The sequence below is a fragment of the Paraburkholderia sp. BL6665CI2N2 genome, from assembly GCF_004366535.1.
In the GTDB taxonomy this organism is placed as follows: domain Bacteria; phylum Pseudomonadota; class Gammaproteobacteria; order Burkholderiales; family Burkholderiaceae; genus Paraburkholderia.
In genome coordinates, this window is sequence record NZ_SORC01000001.1 from 3,983,116 (window position 1) to 4,000,836 (window position 17,721).

The following is a 17,721-nucleotide window of genomic DNA, read 5'->3' on the forward strand; positions in this document are numbered from 1 at the left end:
ACGCCTGAATCAGTTGAAATCGCTTTCGAGGAACGGTGCGCGCTTGACGGCCTGATCGAGCGTAACCAGCGTCTCGAGCAAATCGGCCATGCGATGCAGCGGCACGGCGTTCGGACCGTCCGACTTGGCTTCAGCCGGATTCGGGTGCGTCTCCATGAAGAGCCCCGACACGCCCACCGCCACCGCGGCACGCGCCAGCACCGGCACGAACTCGCGCTGACCGCCCGAACTCGTGCCCTGCCCGCCCGGCAACTGCACCGAGTGGGTGGCGTCGAACACGACCGGCGCATTGGTTTCGCGCATGATCGCGAGCGAACGCATGTCCGACACGAGGTTGTTATAACCGAACGACACGCCGCGCTCGCACGCCATGAAGCGGTCTTCCGACAGACCTGCTTCACGCGCGGCGTCGCGCGCCTTGTCGATTACGTTCTTCATGTCGCCCGGTGCGAGAAACTGGCCTTTCTTGATGTTGACCGGTTTGCCCGAACGCGCGCAAGCGTGAATGAAGTCCGTTTGGCGGCACAGGAAAGCCGGCGTTTGCAATACGTCGACCACCGAGGCGACCTGCTCGATCTCGTGCTCGGCGTGAACGTCGGTCAGCACCGGCAGACCGAGCTGACGCTTCACTTCCGACAGAATCCGCAAGCCTTCGTCCATGCCCAGACCGCGGAACGACTTGCCGCTGCTGCGATTGGCCTTGTCGTACGACGATTTGTAGATGAACGGAATATTCAGCTTCGCGCAGATTTCCTTCAGCCGGCCGGCTGTGTCGATCGTCATCTGTTCGGATTCGACGACACAGGTGCCTGCGATCAGGAAAAACGGCCTGTCGAGCCCGATTTCGAAATCGCCCAGTTTCATGCTTTCTCCCCGACTGCGACCGGCGCTTGCGCTTCGTGATGCGCAAGCGCTGCTTCGACGAACGACTTGAACAGCGGATGCCCGTCACGCGGCGTGGACGTGAATTCCGGGTGGAACTGCACGCCGACGAACCACGGGTGCATGCTGCGCGGCAATTCCATCATTTCCGGCAGATCTTCGCTCGGAGTACGGGCGCTGATGATAAGGCCGCCGGCTTCGAGTTGGGGCACGAAGCGGTTATTGACTTCATAACGGTGGCGATGGCGTTCGTTCACGTCCTTGCCATAAATCTCTTCGGCCATGGTGCCGGGCTTGATCGGGCAACGTTGCGAACCGAGGCGCATGGTGCCGCCCAGATCGGACTCTTCCGTACGCTTCTCGACGCGGCCTTCGCGGTCGTACCACTCGGTGATCAGCGCGACCACGCGGTTCGGCGTTTCCTGATCGAACTCGGTGCTGTTCGCGTCTTTCAGACCGACCACGTCGCGGGCGAATTCGATCACGGCGAGTTGCATGCCGAGGCAGATGCCGAGATACGGCACCTTCGCTTCGCGTGCATAGCGGATCGCGGCGATCTTGCCTTCCGTACCGCGACGGCCGAAGCCGCCCGGCACCAGCACGGCGTCCAGATGCTTGAGGCTTTCGACGCCTTGCGTCTCGACCTCTTCCGAGTCGATATATTCGATGTTGACCTTGGTCGACGTATGCATCGACGCATGGCGCAGCGCTTCGATCAGCGACTTGTACGACTCCGTCAGATCGACATACTTGCCGACCATGCCGATCGTGACTTCGTGCTTCGGATGCTCGAGCTTCTCGACGAGGTCGGACCACATGGACAGGTCCGCGGCCTTCGGCGCGAGCTTGAGCTCTTCGCAGATGATCGCGTCCAGACCCTGATCGTGCAGCATCTGCGGAATCTTGTAGATGCTGTCCGCGTCCCACACGGAGATCACGGCGTCTTCCGGCACGTTCGAGAACATGGAGATCTTGGCGCGCTCGTCGTCCGGAATGCGGCGGTCGGCACGGCACAGCAGCACGTGCGGCGAGATGCCGATTTCGCGCAGCTTCTGCACGCTGTGCTGCGTGGGCTTGGTCTTCAGTTCGCCGGCCGTGGCGACCCAAGGCACCAGCGTGAGGTGCACGAAGCACGCGCTGTTGCGGCCCATGCGCAGGCTCATCTGACGCGCGGCCTCGAGGAACGGCAGCGATTCGATATCGCCCACGGTTCCGCCCACTTCGACGATGGCGACGTCCGGCTCACCGCACGTCGCGGAAGCCGCGCCGCGTTCGATGAACGCCTGGATTTCATTCGTGATGTGCGGGATGACCTGCACCGTCTTGCCGAGATAATCGCCGCGGCGTTCCTTGCGGATCACCGATTCGTAAATCTGACCTGTGGTGAAGTTATTGGCCTTGCGCATCTTCGTGCTGATGAAGCGCTCATAGTGGCCGAGGTCGAGGTCGGTCTCCGCTCCGTCTTCCGTCACGAACACTTCGCCGTGTTGAAACGGGCTCATCGTGCCGGGGTCGACATTGATGTAGGGATCGAGCTTGAGGAGGGTGACTTTAAGACCGCGCGATTCGAGGATCGCGGCGAGGGAAGCGGCGGCAATACCCTTGCCGAGGGAAGATACTACGCCGCCGGTGACGAAAACATATTTGGTCATCGCTGGATGCTCGCGGGAAAAACGGATTATACCGTAAAGCAGGGCCCCAACCCCAGCAAAATCCTGACGGCATCCACACGTGCGCGCGCCGTGGCGGCGGCCGCTGCCGTGATGGGATCATGCACCGTTTTGCTGCGGCGCGTGCCGGCGCGGCGCGCCATGGCCGGCGTCGCGGTGCATGGCTGATGCGGCCGCCGTCGCCATCCGCGCCAACGTCCGCGCGTGCGTTCGCGTCAGCCGCGCTGCTCCAGTTCATGCAACATGCTTTGCACCGCGCGCGCGGTTTCGACGGGTTTTTCCATCGGGTAAAGATGACTGCCCTCGATCCATTCCACATGGCCGCCGGTCGCGCGGCGGGTGGCGTCGAGACCGGCCTGGCGGATTTCCTTCGAACGCGTGCCGGCGATGAAGCCCACCGGCACCGGCGCGCCCCGGGCGAGCCGCGAGCCGAGCGTATGCGGCAAGGTCTTGTAGATCTGATATTCGGTACGACGGTCGAAGGCCAGCGAGCGCGAGCCGTCCGGCGAAGTCTGCGGAATGCCGAAGTCGATGTAATCGGACAGCATGCGCTCGTCCCAGCGCGCGAACGCGGGCTTCGAATGAAAATGGCGCCACGCTTCGTCGCGGCTCGCCCACTGGGTACGTCGCGTGCGGGTCGCGGCCGCGGGCGAGAGCCGCTCGTCGAGGCCAGTCCATTGCGACACGCGCAGCATGCTGCTGCGCCAGCCGGCGATCACCGGCGAATCGAGCATCACGACCCCTCGCACCCATTGCGGCTTCTTGAGCGCGGCCATCAACGAAAGATAGCCGCCGAGCGAATGCCCCACCAGCCACACCGGCTGCTCATACGTTTTGCGGATGTCGTCGAGCAACTGTTCGACCAGATGCGGCCAGTCCTGCGTCACCGGAAAGCGCGCGTCGTGGCCGATCCGTTCGATGAAGCGCAGTTCGCAGTCGTCGGCAAGCTCGGCGAAGATCGTGCGGTAGGTCGATGCCGGAAAGCCGTTCGCGTGCGAGAAGTGGATGATGTTTTTCAACTGCGGCTGTCTCCGTTCTGTTCTTGCGTGCGGGGCGTGGCACGCACCTGCGTGCAGTCAACACGCCCGGCGCGCGTTTCTTCTATCTGTGCGGCCGGCGCCTCACCCAATAACCGGTCAGCGATCCATCCAGTAGCGGCGCTGCGTGTCGCGATAGCGCTCGAGCGTGACAGTGGCGCTGCTGCCGGCGGCCTGATTCGTCTCGCCGGCCGGGCTCACCTCGATCCGCACCGCACCGTCCGTATCGCTGCGCCCGAGTTCAATCCGCCGCGCCTTGTAGCGCTCGAACACACCCGCATTCGGATGATGAAAACGGTTGCGATAGCCTACCTGAAATAGCGCGATGAGCGGGTCGATAGAGTCGAGGAACGGCTCGGTCGACGAAGTCTTGCTGCCGTGATGCGGCACAACCAGCACCTGCGCGCGCAGCGCCTCGCGATCGCGCGCGAGCAGAACGCGTTCGACGGGCGCCTCGATGTCCGCCGTCAACAAGGCCGTCATGCGCGGTGGCACTGTGTGGATACGTCCGGGCGGCGGGCTCGCCGCAACCGGCAACGTGCTGACCCGCAGCACACAGCAATGTGCATTCGGCTTGCCTTGCAGCGGACCGGCGTCCGGCCAGAGCATCGCGAACTCCACGCCGTCCCATTGCCAGCGCTGACCCGCCGCGCACGGCAGCGTGTTGGCGCCGCGTTGCTTCGCGTTCGACCACAGCGCATTCGACGGCGCCAATGCCGCCACCATTTGATGCACCGCGATCGCGTCCAGCACAGCGGGCGCGCCGCCCGAATGATCGGAGTCGGCGTGGCTCACTACCAACGTATCGAGCGCCGTCACGCCATGCGCCTGTAAAAACGGGACGACCACCCGCTCGCCTGCGTGAGTCGATTCCGGACCCGGTCCGGTATCGAACAGCAAAGTGTGATGCGCCGTTTCGACCAGCACCGAGGTGCCCTGGCCGACGTCCAGCGCGGTCAAACGAAAACTGCCGTGCGGCGGTCCGGACGGCGGGGGTATCAGCAGCGGCAGCCACGTCAGCGGCGCCGCCCAGCGTAGCGGCCAGCCGCGCGGCGCCAGACACCAGAGCACGCCCACTGCCGCCGCGGCCAGCGTCCATGCATCCGGTTGCGGCAGACGCCAGAGTGTCCAGGCGGGGCCGGAAAGCGCTCGCAAGCCCATGGTCAGCAGTTCCAGCAAAGCGTGTGCGGCATGCCAGGCGTACGCGTCGAGCGGCGCCGGCAATGCGACGCCCGCCAGCACCGCCGGGGTGACCAGCAGGCTCACCCACGGAATCGCAAAGGCATTCGCAAGCGGCCCGATCAACGGAATCTGCGCGAACCAGTAGACGGTCAACGGCGCGAGCGCGACCGTCACGGCGAACTGCACCTGCGCGGCACTGCGCAGCCGCGCGCCCCCACCGCGCAAACGGCGGCGCAAGACAGAACCCAGTCTCGACAAGCGGCTCGCCGCGGCGCCACCCTCGGCTGGTTCATCGCGATGCTGCTCGTGATCCTGCACATGCGGCCGTCCCGAGATGGCGAACAGAATCGCCGCCACCGCGCAGAACGACAACCAGAATCCCGCCGACACGACCGCCCACGGATCGATCATCAGCACGAGCCCCAAGGCCCACGCGAGCACCGCCGAGCGTGCTACGTTGCGCCCGCTGATAAAGGCGAGCGCGACGACCCCCGCCATCCACAGCGCGCGCTGCGCCGGCACATTAAAGCCGGCCAACGCGGCATGCAGCGCGGCGAACAGCGCGCCGCCCGTCGCCGCGACGACTTGTGCCGGCAGCCGCAACGGCCAGTTGCGACCGATCCATCCGGAGCGTCGCCACATCGCGCCCGCCAGCCAGCCCGCAAGGCCCGCGACGAAGCCGATATGCAGCCCCGAAATCGCCACCAGATGACTCGTGCCCGTGCCGCGCATCAGCAGCCAGTCCGCTGCGCTGACTTCGTCCTGCGCGCCGATGGCAAGCGCCACGACGATCCCCCGATGCGGCGCGTCGGCGAGCACCGTGTCGATCCGCTCGCGTAGCGCGGCGCGCCAGCCGTCCACCGTGACGCCGACGCCGTGCGCCCTGCCTGGCAATCGCACCGCATGAGCCGGTGCGCTCACATAACCGGTGGCGCGCACGTTGCGCGCAAGCAGAGTCGCCTCAGCATCGCGCACGCCAAAATTGGCATTGCCGTGCGGGCGTTTGAGCCGCACGGTCAGCCGCCAGCGCGAACCGGGTTCGAGCAAAGGCGGCGGCGCATCTTCAGCGATCCACGAAAGCTGGATCACGCGCGGAAAAGCGTCGATTGGCGCTTCGGCCGACTCGACGTCGAATAGAAAACGCGCGCCGTTTTCGTCGCGTGACGGCAAGCCTTTGATACTGCCGACGACCTCGATATCGCGCCCTTCCCATTCGTTCGGCAAGCTCACCGCGAGGCGCAGGTCCGCGCGTATGGCTGCGTAGCCGAAGCCCACGCACGTTGCCGCGCACCACACGGCGCTCCAGCCTGCGAAGGAACGCACGCGCCGGCTGAAGCGGATGCGGTGTGAGGGCGAAGCGAGGGTCGCCGCACACGGGCGCCTGCTATCCTCGCCCAAACCCCACACCGCCACCACGACCGCGGCGCAAGCCAGCAACACCAACCCGCACAACACCGTCCAATCCGGCAACGCCGCCTGCCGTTGCAGCGCGATCACGCCCAACGCAAATCCACACCACCATGCCCGCATCCGCCCTCCGCCAGCAATCGCCGGACGATGGAACACCCGGCGCGCAGGCGTGAGCGAGCCCGCGAGGCGTGGGTATCGCCCGGCGCGAACCACTCAGACCATCGGGCTTAATTATGCAGAGGAAAGTGACAGCCGAGGCAGCGCGGCGAGCGCGTTAGCCGTTGTGCCTAGGGCGGCTTCGTCGGTGGCCATACCGCGTAGTTGCGCGAGGCCCGCGCCGATTGCGGGAATCTGCTCCGGCGTGTTGCGCTGCTTGTAGATCCACGACGGCGCGATGTCCGGCGCGTCGGTTTCGACGACCAGCGCGTCGAACGGCAACTGTTGGGCGAGACGGCGAATTTGCCGGGCGCGTTCGAAAGTCAGATTGCCGCCGAAGCCGAGATGCATGCCCTGATCGATATACGCCTGAGCCTGCTGAAAACTGCCGTTGAACGCATGCGCGATGCCGCGATGAATCTGATGCCGCCGCAGTCCCTTGATCACCTGATCCTGCGATTTGCGCACGTGGCAGATCACCGGCAGATCGAATTCACGGGCGAGCTGCAGCTGGCCGTTGTAGAAGAATTGCTGACGCGCGTCGTCGAGACCGTCGACAAAATAATCGAGTCCGATCTCGCCGATGCCGACAAACAGCGGATCATCGAGACTCGCCTCGATTTCCATGCGCAGCAGATCGAGATCGCTGTCTTGCGCGCCCGGCGTGAACAATGGATGGATACCGAGCGCATACGCGCCGCCGTCGACCCGCTGCGCCAGTTCACGCACCGCCGCGAAATTCTGCCGGCCGATCGCCGGAATCACGATGCGCGCGACACCCGCGCGGTGCGCCGCCGCCGCGACTTCCGCGCGGTCGGCGTCGAATTCCGATGCGTCGAGATGACAGTGCGTATCGATCCACATCACAGACCTCGCTAGCGGCGCGGCATCCACGCCGAATGGACGGCCATTTAAACCGGCACCGGCGGCTCTTCGTGCAGCACACCGTCGCGCAGCCGCATGATGCGGTCGCAACGTCCCGCGAGTTCGGGATCATGCGTGACGATCACGAAGCTTGTGTCGAGCGTTTGCGACAGTTCGAGCATCAGGTTGAAGACAGTGTCGGCGGTGCCGCCGTCGAGATTGCCAGTCGGTTCATCGGCCAGCACGCAGGCGGGCTTCGTCACCAGCGCGCGCGCAATCGCAACGCGCTGACGCTCGCCGCCCGACAGCTCGCCCGGTCGATGCTTCGCGCGATGTCCCATGCCGACGCGCTCCAGTACCGCGAGCGCCTCGCGGCGCGACGCTTCGGTCGTCATGCGGCGAATCCGCAGCGGCATTGCGACGTTATCGAGCGCGGTGAATTCCGGCAGCAGGTGGTGGAACTGATACACGAAACCCAGCGCGCGATTGCGCAAGTCGTTGCGTTCGCGCTCGGAGAGCTTGGTGAAGGGCTTGCCCATCACCGACACATGGCCGGCGCTCGGATCGTCGAGGCCGCCGAGCACGTGCAGCAGCGTGCTCTTGCCCGACCCCGACGCGCCGACGATCGCCAGCTTCTCGCCGCGCCGCACGCTCAGCTCGGTGTTGTTCAGCACCGTCACGTTCAGACCGCCCTGCACGAACGACTTGGAAATGCCGGTTGCTTCCAGCACGTAGGGATGCGGCACGGTGTCGGAAGAAGCCATGGATAAGTTAGCGGAACGGTCATTCATAGCGCAGTGCCTCCGCGGGACGGACTTTGGCACCACGCCAGCTCGGGTACAACGTGGCCAGCGCGGACATCACGAAGGCGATCACGCCGATTCGCGCGACGTCGGCCGGAACCAGTTCGGACGGCAGTTCGCTGATGAAATACACCGACGGCGGCAGAAACTGCACGCCGAGCAGATGCTCGATCATGGGCACGAGCCACGGAATGCTCCACGCGATCAGACAGCCGAGCACGACGCCGGTCGCCGTGCCGATAAAGCCGATCGTCACGCCCTGCACCACGAAAATCTTCATGATCGAGCCGGGCTGCGCGCCGAGCGTGCGCAGAATCGCGATGTCGGCCTGCTTGTTGGTCACCGTCATCACCAGCGAGGACACCAGATTGAACGCCGCCACCGCGATGATCAGCGTGAGGATGATGAACATCATGCGTTTTTCGATCTGCACCGCGGAGAACCACGTCTTGTTCTGCTGCGTCCAGTCGCGAATGTATAAATCGCCGGACAGCGTGCGCGCAAGCTGATGCGCGACTTCCGGCGCGCGCTGCATGTCGGTCAGGCGCAGCCGCACACCGGTCGGCGCGGGCAGCCGGAACAGCGCCTGCGCGTCCTTGATGTTGATCAGCGCGAGCGTGCTGTCGTATTCGTAGTGCCCCGACTCGAAGATGCCCACCACCGTGAACTGTTTCAGCCGGGGCAGCATGCCGGCGGGTGTGATGGTGCCTTCCGGCGCGACCAGCGTGATCTTGTCGTTGACCGTCACACCGAGATTGGTGGCGAGGTCGGCGCCCAGCACGATGCCGAAATCTCCCGGCACCAGCGCGTTCAGACTGCCGCCTTTCATCTCCTTACCGATGTCGGATACCTGCGGCTCCAGCGACGGCTCCACGCCGCGCAGCGCCACCCCGCTCACCACGTCCTGGCGCGTGAGTAACGCCTGCGCTTCGACATATGGCGCCGCGCCGATCACTTCCTTGTTCTGGCGGGCTTCCTTCGCAGTCAGCTCCCAGTTGGGCATCGAGCCGGTCGGCGAAAAGATCTCGACGTGCGCAAGCACCGACAACATGCGGTCGCGCACTTCTTTCTGAAAACCGTTCATCACGGATAACACGACGATCAGCGCCGCGACGCCGAGCGCGATGCCCGACATCGACACGAGCGCGATGAAGGAGATGAAGCCGTTACCGGTCGTGCGTTTGCCGGCGCGGGTGTAGCGCCAGCCAATCTGCCATTCGTAGGGAAATTTCAAGCGAATCCTTTTCTGCGTTTTTCGGCTTTGTGCCGCGCACGAAGGCGTGATGCGCCTCTCGTGCGGCCCGAGCGTCGTGATCATTGGTGTCGTTGCGACGCGGATGGTTCCGGTACGGCGTGCCGTTGCCTAGCAATGCGCGCGCCACCGCGGTGCGCCGGCGCCCGGGAGGCATGGTTCTGCCGTTGCCAACATCGCTGCCACCACTAATCACGCGCGAAGTTTGCCATACAATGCGGCCCGCTCGCGCAAAGGCAGTGTGGACCGGGCTCTGGACAGAAACGCCACCGCGCGGGCGCTCACGCAGACCCGGCGGCTGCCGTCGTGAAACGGACCGACTTAGCCGTGCCGGGCCCGAGGCGCAACGGCGCTTGCATCTAACGCAGGTTGTAACGCCCGCGCAGCTCGTTGATGATGCCCGCGGCGGCACTGTTGGCGGCGTCACGCACGTCGGCGTCCTTGCGGTCGCGGTGCAGATGACTGATGTCCCAGTTGCAGCCTGTCTCGTCGTCCACCGTTTCGTGAAAGCCGGTCGGGATCCAGCCGGCGGTGGCCGGGTTTGCGTCGAGCGCCTTGACGACCAGTGCTAGCAATTCCTGCTCGGTTTTGAGTTCACGCGACATGCCGGTCTCCTCGTCATGTGCGCGGTGCCGCCGCGCGCGGCTGCTGCTCCGGCGGCCGGCCGGCGGCGAACCCGGAGGTTCGCTGCCGCCAAGCTTCGTCGAGCGGATGCTGATGGTCGGAATACTCGCACTCTTTGCCCTACAATGCGCAGCATCATGCTCGCCAACCGTCTCCATCTTCTCCTGCCCTTCGCGCTGCCCGCCGCAGCGGACGCCTCCACCGCCCTTCACGACATTCGCAGCCCGGCCCTCGACCGGCTGATCGCGCGCGCGACGCTGGTGGAACGCGTGGTCGGTGAAGACTTTCAGCGCACGCTGCCGCACGAGCGCTGGGTGGCGCGCCAGTTCGGCGCGCTGCCGAGCGGCGCGGCGGCCGCCGACGAAGCGCCGCTCGCGCCCTACATGCTGCGCGCCGACGGCGGCGAACCCGGCACCGCGACATGGGCCTGCGTGCAGCCGGTACACGTGCGCATCGCGCACGATCATCTGGTGCTGATCGACCCGGCCTCGCTCGACCTGTCCGACGAAGAAGCCGGCGCGCTGCTCGCCGTCGCGCGGCCGTTGATCGAGGAACTCGGCGTGCGTATCGAAGCGCCGCGGCCCGCGCGCTGGTATCTGTCGGGCGACGGCTTCGGCACGCTCGCCGGCGCGTCGCCGTTGCGCGCGAGCGGGCGCAACATCGAAATCTGGCTGCCACACGAGGCGCATTCCGGCGAACGTTCGCGCGCGTGGATGAAGCTGCAGAATGAAGTGCAGATGGCATGGTTCGAGCATCCGGTCAACGAAGCGCGCGAGGCGCGCGGCCTGCCGGCCGTCAATTCGATCTGGTTTCACGCGCAGGGCGCGGTCCAGCCGGTACGCAGTCCGTTCGCACGCGTGTTCTCCGATGCAGCCGCTACGCGCGGTCTTGCGCTGACCGCCGGAGTCGCGGCCGGCACGCCACCGGCCTCGTTCGGCGCGCTGGCGTCGCTTGCGGGCAGTGCGAACGGCGCCACGCACGCGGGCGCGAGCATCACGCTGGTCGAACTCGATCCGTTCTCCGCGCCGTACATCGAGCAGGACTGGGCGCGTTGGAACGACGCGTTCGCCGCCATGCAGACCGACTGGTTCGAACCGGCGCTCGCCGCGCTGCAATCCGGCGATCTCGCCGAACTCGGCCTGACCTTGTGCGGCGACACCGGCTCGGTCACGCTCTCGGTCACGCGCGGCGACCTGCGTAAATTCTGGCGGCGGCGTGTGCTCGCCTCGCTCTTCATCGAATAACTGATTGCATGACTCAACGAATGATTCAACGAATGACCCACGGCCTCTCCGAATGACTCGAATCGTTACGCGCGCCTGTTCTCCCGTCGACGCCGAAATCCTCACGCGCCACGGCCTGCATCCGGTGCTCGCGCGCCTGTACGCGTCGCGCGGCGTGTGCATGCCTGACGAAATCGAAACCGGCCTCGCGCGGCTCGTGCCGCCGGTCGCGCTCAAGGGTTGCGAAGACGCCGCCGCCTTGCTCGCCGACGCGATCCAGCAGAACCGCCGCATGCTGGTGGTCGCCGACTACGACTGCGACGGCGCCACCGCCTGCGCGGTCGCCGTGCGCGGCCTGCGCATGTTCGGCGGCCGGATCGAGTATCTGGTGCCGAACCGCTTCGAGTACGGCTACGGTCTGACGCCCGAGATCGTCGCGCTGGCGGCCCGCAATGCGTCGGGCAAACCGGATCTGCTGATCACGGTGGACAACGGCATCGCCAGCGTCGACGGGGTGGAGGCGGCCAACGCGCTCGGCATCGACGTGCTGGTTACCGATCACCATCTGCCCGGCGACGAACTGCCGGCCGCGCGCGCGATCGTCAATCCGAACCAGCCGGGCTGTACGTTCCCGAGCAAGTGCATCGCCGGCGTCGGCGTGATGTTTTACGTGCTGCTGGCATTGCGCGCGGAATTGCGCCGCCGCAGCGCCTTCAATGACGCGTTTCCCGAACCGCGCCTCGACGGCCTGCTCGATCTGGTCGCGCTCGGCACGGTCGCGGACGTGGTCAAGCTCGACGGCAATAATCGCGTGCTGGTCGCGCAAGGTTTGCAGCGCATCCGCAAAGGCAAGATGCAGCCGGGCATCGCGGCATTGTTTCGCGCCGCCGCGCGCGACGCCCGCAACGCGTCGGGCTTCGACCTCGGCTTCGCGCTCGGGCCGCGCCTGAACGCGGCGGGACGGCTGTCGGACATGTCGCTCGGGATCGAATGCCTGACTACCGACGACATCGGCCGCGCATGGGATCTCGCGCAGCAACTGGACACGATGAACCGCGAACGCCGCGAGATCGAAGCCGGCATGCAGCAGCAGGCGCTCGAAGACCTCTCGGCGATCAATCCCGATGGCGCGACCACCATCACGCTGTTCAATCCGAGCTGGCATCAGGGCGTGATCGGCATTGTCGCCGGACGGTTGAAGGAAAAATTCCACCGGCCCTCATTCACCTTCGCGCTCGCCGACGACAGCGGCCAGACCGTCAAAGGTTCGGGCCGCTCGATTTCCGGCTTCCATCTGCGCGACGCGCTTGACCTGATTTCGAAGCGCGAACCGGGCCTGATCGTCAAATTCGGCGGCCACGCAATGGCTGCGGGCCTCACGCTCGCCGCCGCCGACGTGCCGCGCTTCACCGCGGCGTTCGAAGCGGTCGGCCGGGAATGGCTCTCCGAAGACGCGCTCTCACGCACCGTGGAAACCGATGGCGAACTGGAAGACGCGTACTTCACGCCGCAATTCGTCGAAATGCTGGACGCCGCCGTGTGGGGCCAGGGCTTTCCGGCGCCGGTGTTTTCGGGCGAGTTCGACATCGCCTCGCAGGCGCTCGTGAAGGACAAGCACCTGAAGCTGCAACTCGTGCGCGGCCGCCAGCGTTTCAACGCGATCTGGTTCAATCACACCGACACGCTGCCCGCGCGCACCACGGTCGCCTATCGCCTCGCGAGCGACACGTGGAACGGCGTCTCGCGCGTGCAACTGATCGTCGAGCACGCGGCGAGCTAAGGTGGCCAATTGAAAAGCCCGGTTGAACCGGGCGCGTTGCAATCGCGAACTGGCGCGCAGACTTCACGCGACGAATGCAGCCGATGAGTCGACCCCGGCGCGCCAAGCGACCTGCGGACCGTGTCGGCGCCGCCGCACCGAAAACCTCGAAAATCTCCGCAAAATCAACCACCAACACGCGCCGGATCGCTCAACGGCCTCCGGCGCGGCGTGCCGATCGGCTATAATTTCCCCTTTTTACGAAGCTATAAAAGATCGACATGGAAGCGGAACGTCTCAACGCGATCGAAGCCTCACTGGCGGACCTGCGCAATCGCGCGGACTCGCTACGGGGGTATCTTTGACTACGACGACAAAGCACTGCGTCTAATCGAAGTCAACCGGGAACTCGAAGACCCGGACGTCTGGAACGACTCGAAGCACGCCCAGGCTCTCGGCCGGGAAAAGAAGCTGCTCGACGACACCGTCGGCAAACTCACGTCGCTCGATAACGACCTGCGCGACGCGCAGGATCTGTTCGACATGGCCCGCGAGGAAGACGACGAGGAAACCCTCCTCGCCTGCGAAGCCGACGCGCAAGGCATCGAGCAGCGTGTCGCCGACATGGAATTCCGCCGCATGTTCGCGAACCCGGCGGATCCGAACAATGCCTTCCTGGACATCCAGGCCGGCGCCGGCGGCACCGAGGCGTGTGACTGGGCGTCCATGCTGCTGCGCCAGTATCTGCGCTACTGCGAGCGCAAGGGCTTCAAGACCGAAGTGCTGGAACAGACCGACGGCGACGTTGCCGGCATCAAGAACGCCACCATCAAGATCGAAGGCGAATACGCGTACGGCTTCCTGCGCACCGAAACCGGCGTGCACCGCCTCGTGCGCAAGTCGCCGTTCGACTCGTCGGGCGGCCGTCATACGTCGTTCTCGTCGGTGTTCGTGTACCCGGAAATCGACGACTCGATCGAAGTCGACATCAACCCGGCCGATCTGCGTATCGACACGTACCGCGCGTCCGGCGCGGGCGGTCAGCACATCAACAAGACCGACTCCGCGGTGCGTATCACGCACATACCGTCGGGCATCGTCGTGCAGTGCCAGAACGACCGTTCGCAGCACCGCAACCGCGCCGAAGCCATGGCCATGCTGAAATCGCGCCTGTACGAAGCGGAAATCCGCAAGCGTCAGGAAGAGCAGGACAAGCTCGAAGCCGGCAAGACCGATGTGGGCTGGGGTCATCAGATCCGCTCGTACGTGCTGGACAACAGCCGTATCAAGGATTTGCGCACCAACGTCGAAATCAGCAATACCAAGAGCGTGCTCGACGGCGACCTCGATCCGTTCATCAGCGCCAGCCTGAAACAGGGCGTCTAAGCGTAACGTAACCGGCGCGGCGTGCAAGGCCGCGCCGCGGCTTCGCCTCTGGTTCATCGCTGCTTCGCTGTTCTCGCTGTTTCCTTACACCGCCTGAGGTTTTTTACTGACTGGCCACCCGCATGCGCCACGCCCCTGCGGGCCACCGAATATCAGATCACCATGACCGAACCGACCCAGCCCAATGTCGTGCCCGAGGTGGACGACAACAAGATCATGACCGAGCGCCGCGAAAAGCTGCGCGAACTGCGTGAGCAAGGCGTCGCCTATCCGAACGATTTCCGTCCCTCGCATCACGCCGAAGATCTGCAATCGCAGTTCGAACACTCCGACAAGGAAGCGCTAGAAGCGAATCCGCTCGAAGTCGCGATCGCCGGCCGCATGATGCTCAAGCGCGTGATGGGCAAGGCAAGCTTTGCGACCGTGCGCGACGGTTCCGGTCAGATCCAGTTCTTCATCACGCCCGCCGACGTCGGCCAGGAAACGTACGACGCCTTCAAGAAGTGGGACATGGGCGATATCGTCGCGGCGCGCGGCGTGCTGTTCCGCACCAACAAGGGCGAACTCTCGGTGCGCTGCACGGAACTGCGTCTGCTGTCGAAGTCGCTGCGTCCGCTGCCGGACAAGTTCCACGGTCTCGCCGACCAGGAAATGAAGTATCGGCAGCGCTATGTCGATCTGATCGTCACGCCGGAAACGCGCAAGACTTTCGTCGCGCGCACCAAGGCGATTTCGTCGATCCGCAATTTCATGGCGAAGGCCGATTTCATGGAAGTCGAAACGCCGATGCTGCACCCGATTCCGGGCGGCGCGGCGGCCAAGCCGTTCACCACGCACCACAACGCGCTCGACATGCAGATGTTCCTGCGTATCGCGCCGGAGCTGTATCTGAAGCGTCTGGTGGTCGGCGGCTTCGAGCGCGTGTTCGAGATCAACCGTAACTTCCGCAATGAGGGCGTGTCCGTGCGCCACAATCCGGAATTCACGATGATCGAGTTCTACGCGGCGTACACGGATTACAAGTGGTTGATGGATTTCGTCGAGCAGCTGATCCGTCAGGCGGCCATCGACTCGCTCGGCACCGCCACGATCACGTATCAGGGCCGCGAGCTCGATCTGGCCAAGCCGTTCCATCGACTCACGATCACGCAGGCGATCCAGAAGTACGCGCCGCAATACACGAACGAGCAGCTGGCGGACAGCGCGTTCCTTCGCACCGAGCTGAAGAAGTTCGGCGTGGATGCGTCGCAGCCGCAGTTCCTGAACGCGGGCGTCGGTTCGCTGCAACTGGCGCTGTTCGAGGAAACCGCCGAGTCGCAATTGTGGGAGCCGACATACATCATCGACTACCCGGTCGAAGTGTCGCCGCTCGCGCGCGCGTCGGACGCGCAGCCGGGCATCACCGAGCGTTTCGAGCTGTTCATCACGGGCCGCGAGATCGCCAACGGCTTCTCGGAGCTGAACGATCCGGAAGACCAGGCCGCGCGCTTCAAGAAGCAGGTCGACCAGAAAGAGGCCGGCGACGAAGAAGCCATGTTCTACGACGCGGACTACATCCGCGCGCTCGAATACGGCATGCCGCCGGCCGGCGGTTGCGGCATCGGCATCGACCGTCTGGTCATGATGCTGACGGACAGCCCGAGCATCCGCGACGTCATTCTGTTTCCGCATCTGCGCCGCGAAGACTGAGACTTGCGTTGTTCAAGGCATATGCACACGCCCGGCTCCATGCCGGGCGTTTTTCTTGCTGCCTGCTGTGTCCCGCGGCCGCCCAACGGTTTGTAACCAGCGGTAAAAACTGCAGGCCGTGCGATGATACGACTGCCGACGTTCATCGCGCTCTCGCTGGCCGGAAGCGGCGCCCCGCCGCGTCACACGGCTTTGATGCGGCGCCGGCGCGATGATTGCCTGGAAATCGTTACAAATTGAAACCCTCGCGGAATCGATTTATCCGACACTTTGTCTTACTAAAAGTCGACTCTGTTGAAGACGGAGGCCAAAAATGGACAATCCGAACACGCAACCGACCACTCAATCCGCGCAACCCGCGCCACAACGCCGGATTCACCCGCTCGTCGCGACCGCTGCCGGCGCGGTGATCATCGCCAGCCTCGCCGCCACGGCGGCTGTCACTGGCGTGTTTTCGAAGGCGTCCGGCACCGGCGCGCAAAGCGATCAGACGCAAACGGCGCAGGTCGCCACCCAGACCACGCCACCGGGCGTAGTGGATTCGGCGGCGCCCGCGAATCCGGCGACGCAGCAGGCCGCGCAACAGCCGCAACCCGCGCCCACCCGGGCGCCGGCCCCCGCACAGCACCCGCACTACGCCCAGCAGCAACAGGCGCAGGCAGCACCTAACTATGCACAGCAGCCGCCGCCGCAACCCGCATACTGCTCGACTTGCGGCACGGTCGAGGCCATCTCGGCGGTGCGTCAGGAAGGTCATGGCACCGGCATCGGCGCGGTCGGCGGCGCAGTGGCTGGCGGCGTGGTCGGCAATCAGTTCGGCAGCGGCAACGGCCGCACCGCGATGACGGTTCTCGGTGCGCTCGGCGGCGGCCTTGCCGGCAACTCGGTCGAAAAACATATCCGCAGCACCACGTCGTATTCGGTGCGCGTGCGGATGGAAAACGGCAAGACGCGTTACTTCACGTACCATGAAGCGCCGCCGTTCCAGCAAGGTCAGCGCGTAAGGGTTCAGAACGGAACGCTCGTGGCGAGCTAACCGCACGCAGGTAGACTTTCCGCCAGACGCAAAAAAGGCGATTCCAAATGGAATCGCCTTTTTCTTTGCCGCAACCGAAAGCGCAATCAAATCGCTGACCGGTGCCGGAAAATTCAATGACGCTCAGTAATCCGCGTCTTCAATCCATGCAGCCTGAATCGCCTCGAGGATCTTTTCGTTCGACCGGTTAGGATCGTCGTCGAATCCTTCCAGCTCGGTGACCCAACGGTGCAAGTCGGTGAAGCGCACCTGTTGCGGATCGATGTCCTGGTGCTTGTCAGTCAGGGCCATCGCGATGTCTTGCGTATCGGTCCACTTCATGGCTGCATCCTCCTGTTAGTGATTTTCCTTCGCGTGATTGATCGAGTAGCGAGGGATTTCGACAACCAGATCCTGCTCAGCCGGCACCAAGGCCTGGCACGACAAGCGCGAGGCCGGTTCGAGCCCCCACGCCTTGTCCAACAGATCGTCCTCGTCTTCCTCCGACGGCGTCAAGGCGGCGAAACCCTCACGCACGATCACGTGACAGGTCGTGCAGGCGCACGACTTCTCGCACGCGTGCTCGATTTCAATGCCGTGTTCGAGCAGGCTGTCGCAGATGCTCTTGCCGGGCACGGCATCGATCACCGCGCCTTCCGGGCACAGTTCGACGTGAGGCAGCACAACGATTTGAGGCATACATTTTCCGTTTGGGTCTGCGGCACGGCGGCCGCAAACAGGCTCCGTACCATTTTACTGGCGCCGCGCG

At 64.7% G+C, this 17,721-nt stretch carries 15 protein-coding genes; 5 read left to right on the forward strand and 10 right to left on the reverse strand.

From position 1 onward, the window contains the following. Window positions 1-9: 9 nt before the first annotated feature. The 8 genes from kdsA to B0G81_RS17800 form a co-directional block, all read right to left on the reverse strand. The gene (gene kdsA / locus B0G81_RS17760) at window positions 10-864 is read right to left on the reverse strand and encodes a 3-deoxy-8-phosphooctulonate synthase (RefSeq protein ID WP_134137820.1); all 855 of its coding nucleotides are present in this window, start codon (window positions 862-864) and stop codon (window positions 10-12) included. After that, on the reverse strand, window positions 861-2,534 hold the full coding sequence (locus tag B0G81_RS17765) for a CTP synthase (RefSeq protein ID WP_106279465.1): 1,674 nt from the start codon (window positions 2,532-2,534) through the stop codon (window positions 861-863). Before B0G81_RS17765 ends, kdsA begins: the two co-directional genes overlap by 4 nt. A gap of 233 nt (window positions 2,535-2,767) precedes the next feature. Continuing rightward, on the reverse strand, window positions 2,768-3,571 hold the full coding sequence (locus tag B0G81_RS17775) for an alpha/beta hydrolase (RefSeq protein ID WP_134137822.1): 804 nt from the start codon (window positions 3,569-3,571) through the stop codon (window positions 2,768-2,770). Window positions 3,572-3,688: 117 nt separating this feature from the next. Next, the gene (locus B0G81_RS17780) at window positions 3,689-6,301 is read right to left on the reverse strand and encodes a DNA internalization-related competence protein ComEC/Rec2 (protein ID WP_134137823.1); all 2,613 of its coding nucleotides are present in this window, start codon (window positions 6,299-6,301) and stop codon (window positions 3,689-3,691) included. A gap of 111 nt (window positions 6,302-6,412) precedes the next feature. Beyond that, window positions 6,413-7,201, reverse strand: a complete 789-nt coding sequence (locus B0G81_RS17785; RefSeq protein ID WP_134137824.1) for a TatD family hydrolase — start codon at window positions 7,199-7,201, stop codon at window positions 6,413-6,415. A gap of 47 nt (window positions 7,202-7,248) precedes the next feature. Continuing rightward, window positions 7,249-7,992 (reverse strand): lipoprotein-releasing ABC transporter ATP-binding protein LolD, encoded by a 744-nt coding sequence (gene lolD, locus B0G81_RS17790; RefSeq protein WP_106279458.1) that lies wholly within the window; start codon window positions 7,990-7,992, stop codon window positions 7,249-7,251. Then, window positions 7,985-9,238: a lipoprotein-releasing ABC transporter permease subunit gene (locus tag B0G81_RS17795; protein WP_134137825.1), complete on the reverse strand. Its 1,254-nt coding sequence runs from the start codon at window positions 9,236-9,238 to the stop codon at window positions 7,985-7,987. Before B0G81_RS17795 ends, lolD begins: the two co-directional genes overlap by 8 nt. 377 nt (window positions 9,239-9,615) lie before the next feature. After that, complete coding sequence (locus tag B0G81_RS17800; protein ID WP_134137826.1) at window positions 9,616-10,038, reverse strand: hypothetical protein; 423 nt, start codon at window positions 10,036-10,038, stop codon at window positions 9,616-9,618. On the opposite strand from B0G81_RS17800, the gene B0G81_RS17805 reads away from it, so the two are divergent. The 5 genes from B0G81_RS17805 (at window position 10,006) to B0G81_RS17825 (ending at window position 16,973) form a co-directional block, all read left to right on the forward strand. Beyond that, the gene (locus B0G81_RS17805; protein WP_134137827.1) at window positions 10,006-11,124 is read left to right on the forward strand and encodes a regulator; all 1,119 of its coding nucleotides are present in this window, start codon (window positions 10,006-10,008) and stop codon (window positions 11,122-11,124) included. The genes B0G81_RS17800 and B0G81_RS17805 overlap by 33 nt on opposite strands. A 52-nt stretch (window positions 11,125-11,176) precedes the next feature. Beyond that, entirely contained in the window at window positions 11,177-12,883 is a 1,707-nt protein-coding gene (gene recJ / locus B0G81_RS17810; protein WP_134137828.1) for a single-stranded-DNA-specific exonuclease RecJ, read from the forward strand. A gap of 260 nt (window positions 12,884-13,143) precedes the next feature. Then, window positions 13,144-14,248 (forward strand): peptide chain release factor 2 gene (gene prfB / locus B0G81_RS17815; RefSeq protein ID WP_106279449.1). Its coding sequence is split into 2 segments (ribosomal slippage): window positions 13,144-13,224 and window positions 13,226-14,248, totalling 1,104 coding nucleotides; the frame shifts between segments, so codons are not numbered across the junction. Between the two features lie 162 nt (window positions 14,249-14,410). Next, window positions 14,411-15,937 carry a lysine--tRNA ligase gene (gene lysS / locus B0G81_RS17820; protein ID WP_134137829.1) on the forward strand — a complete coding sequence of 509 codons (1,527 nt, stop codon included), beginning with the start codon at window positions 14,411-14,413 and terminating at the stop codon, window positions 15,935-15,937. Window positions 15,938-16,250: 313 nt separating this feature from the next. Beyond that, window positions 16,251-16,973: a glycine zipper 2TM domain-containing protein gene (locus tag B0G81_RS17825; protein WP_134137830.1), complete on the forward strand. Its 723-nt coding sequence runs from the start codon at window positions 16,251-16,253 to the stop codon at window positions 16,971-16,973. Window positions 16,974-17,096: 123 nt separating this feature from the next. On the opposite strand, the gene iscX is transcribed toward B0G81_RS17825, so the two are convergent. Continuing rightward, complete coding sequence (gene iscX / locus B0G81_RS17830; RefSeq protein ID WP_007181290.1) at window positions 17,097-17,294, reverse strand: Fe-S cluster assembly protein IscX; 198 nt, start codon at window positions 17,292-17,294, stop codon at window positions 17,097-17,099. A gap of 15 nt (window positions 17,295-17,309) precedes the next feature. Next, on the reverse strand, window positions 17,310-17,651 hold the full coding sequence (fdx, locus tag B0G81_RS17835) for an ISC system 2Fe-2S type ferredoxin (RefSeq protein ID WP_116117710.1): 342 nt from the start codon (window positions 17,649-17,651) through the stop codon (window positions 17,310-17,312). Between the last annotated feature and the right edge of the window lie 70 nt (window positions 17,652-17,721).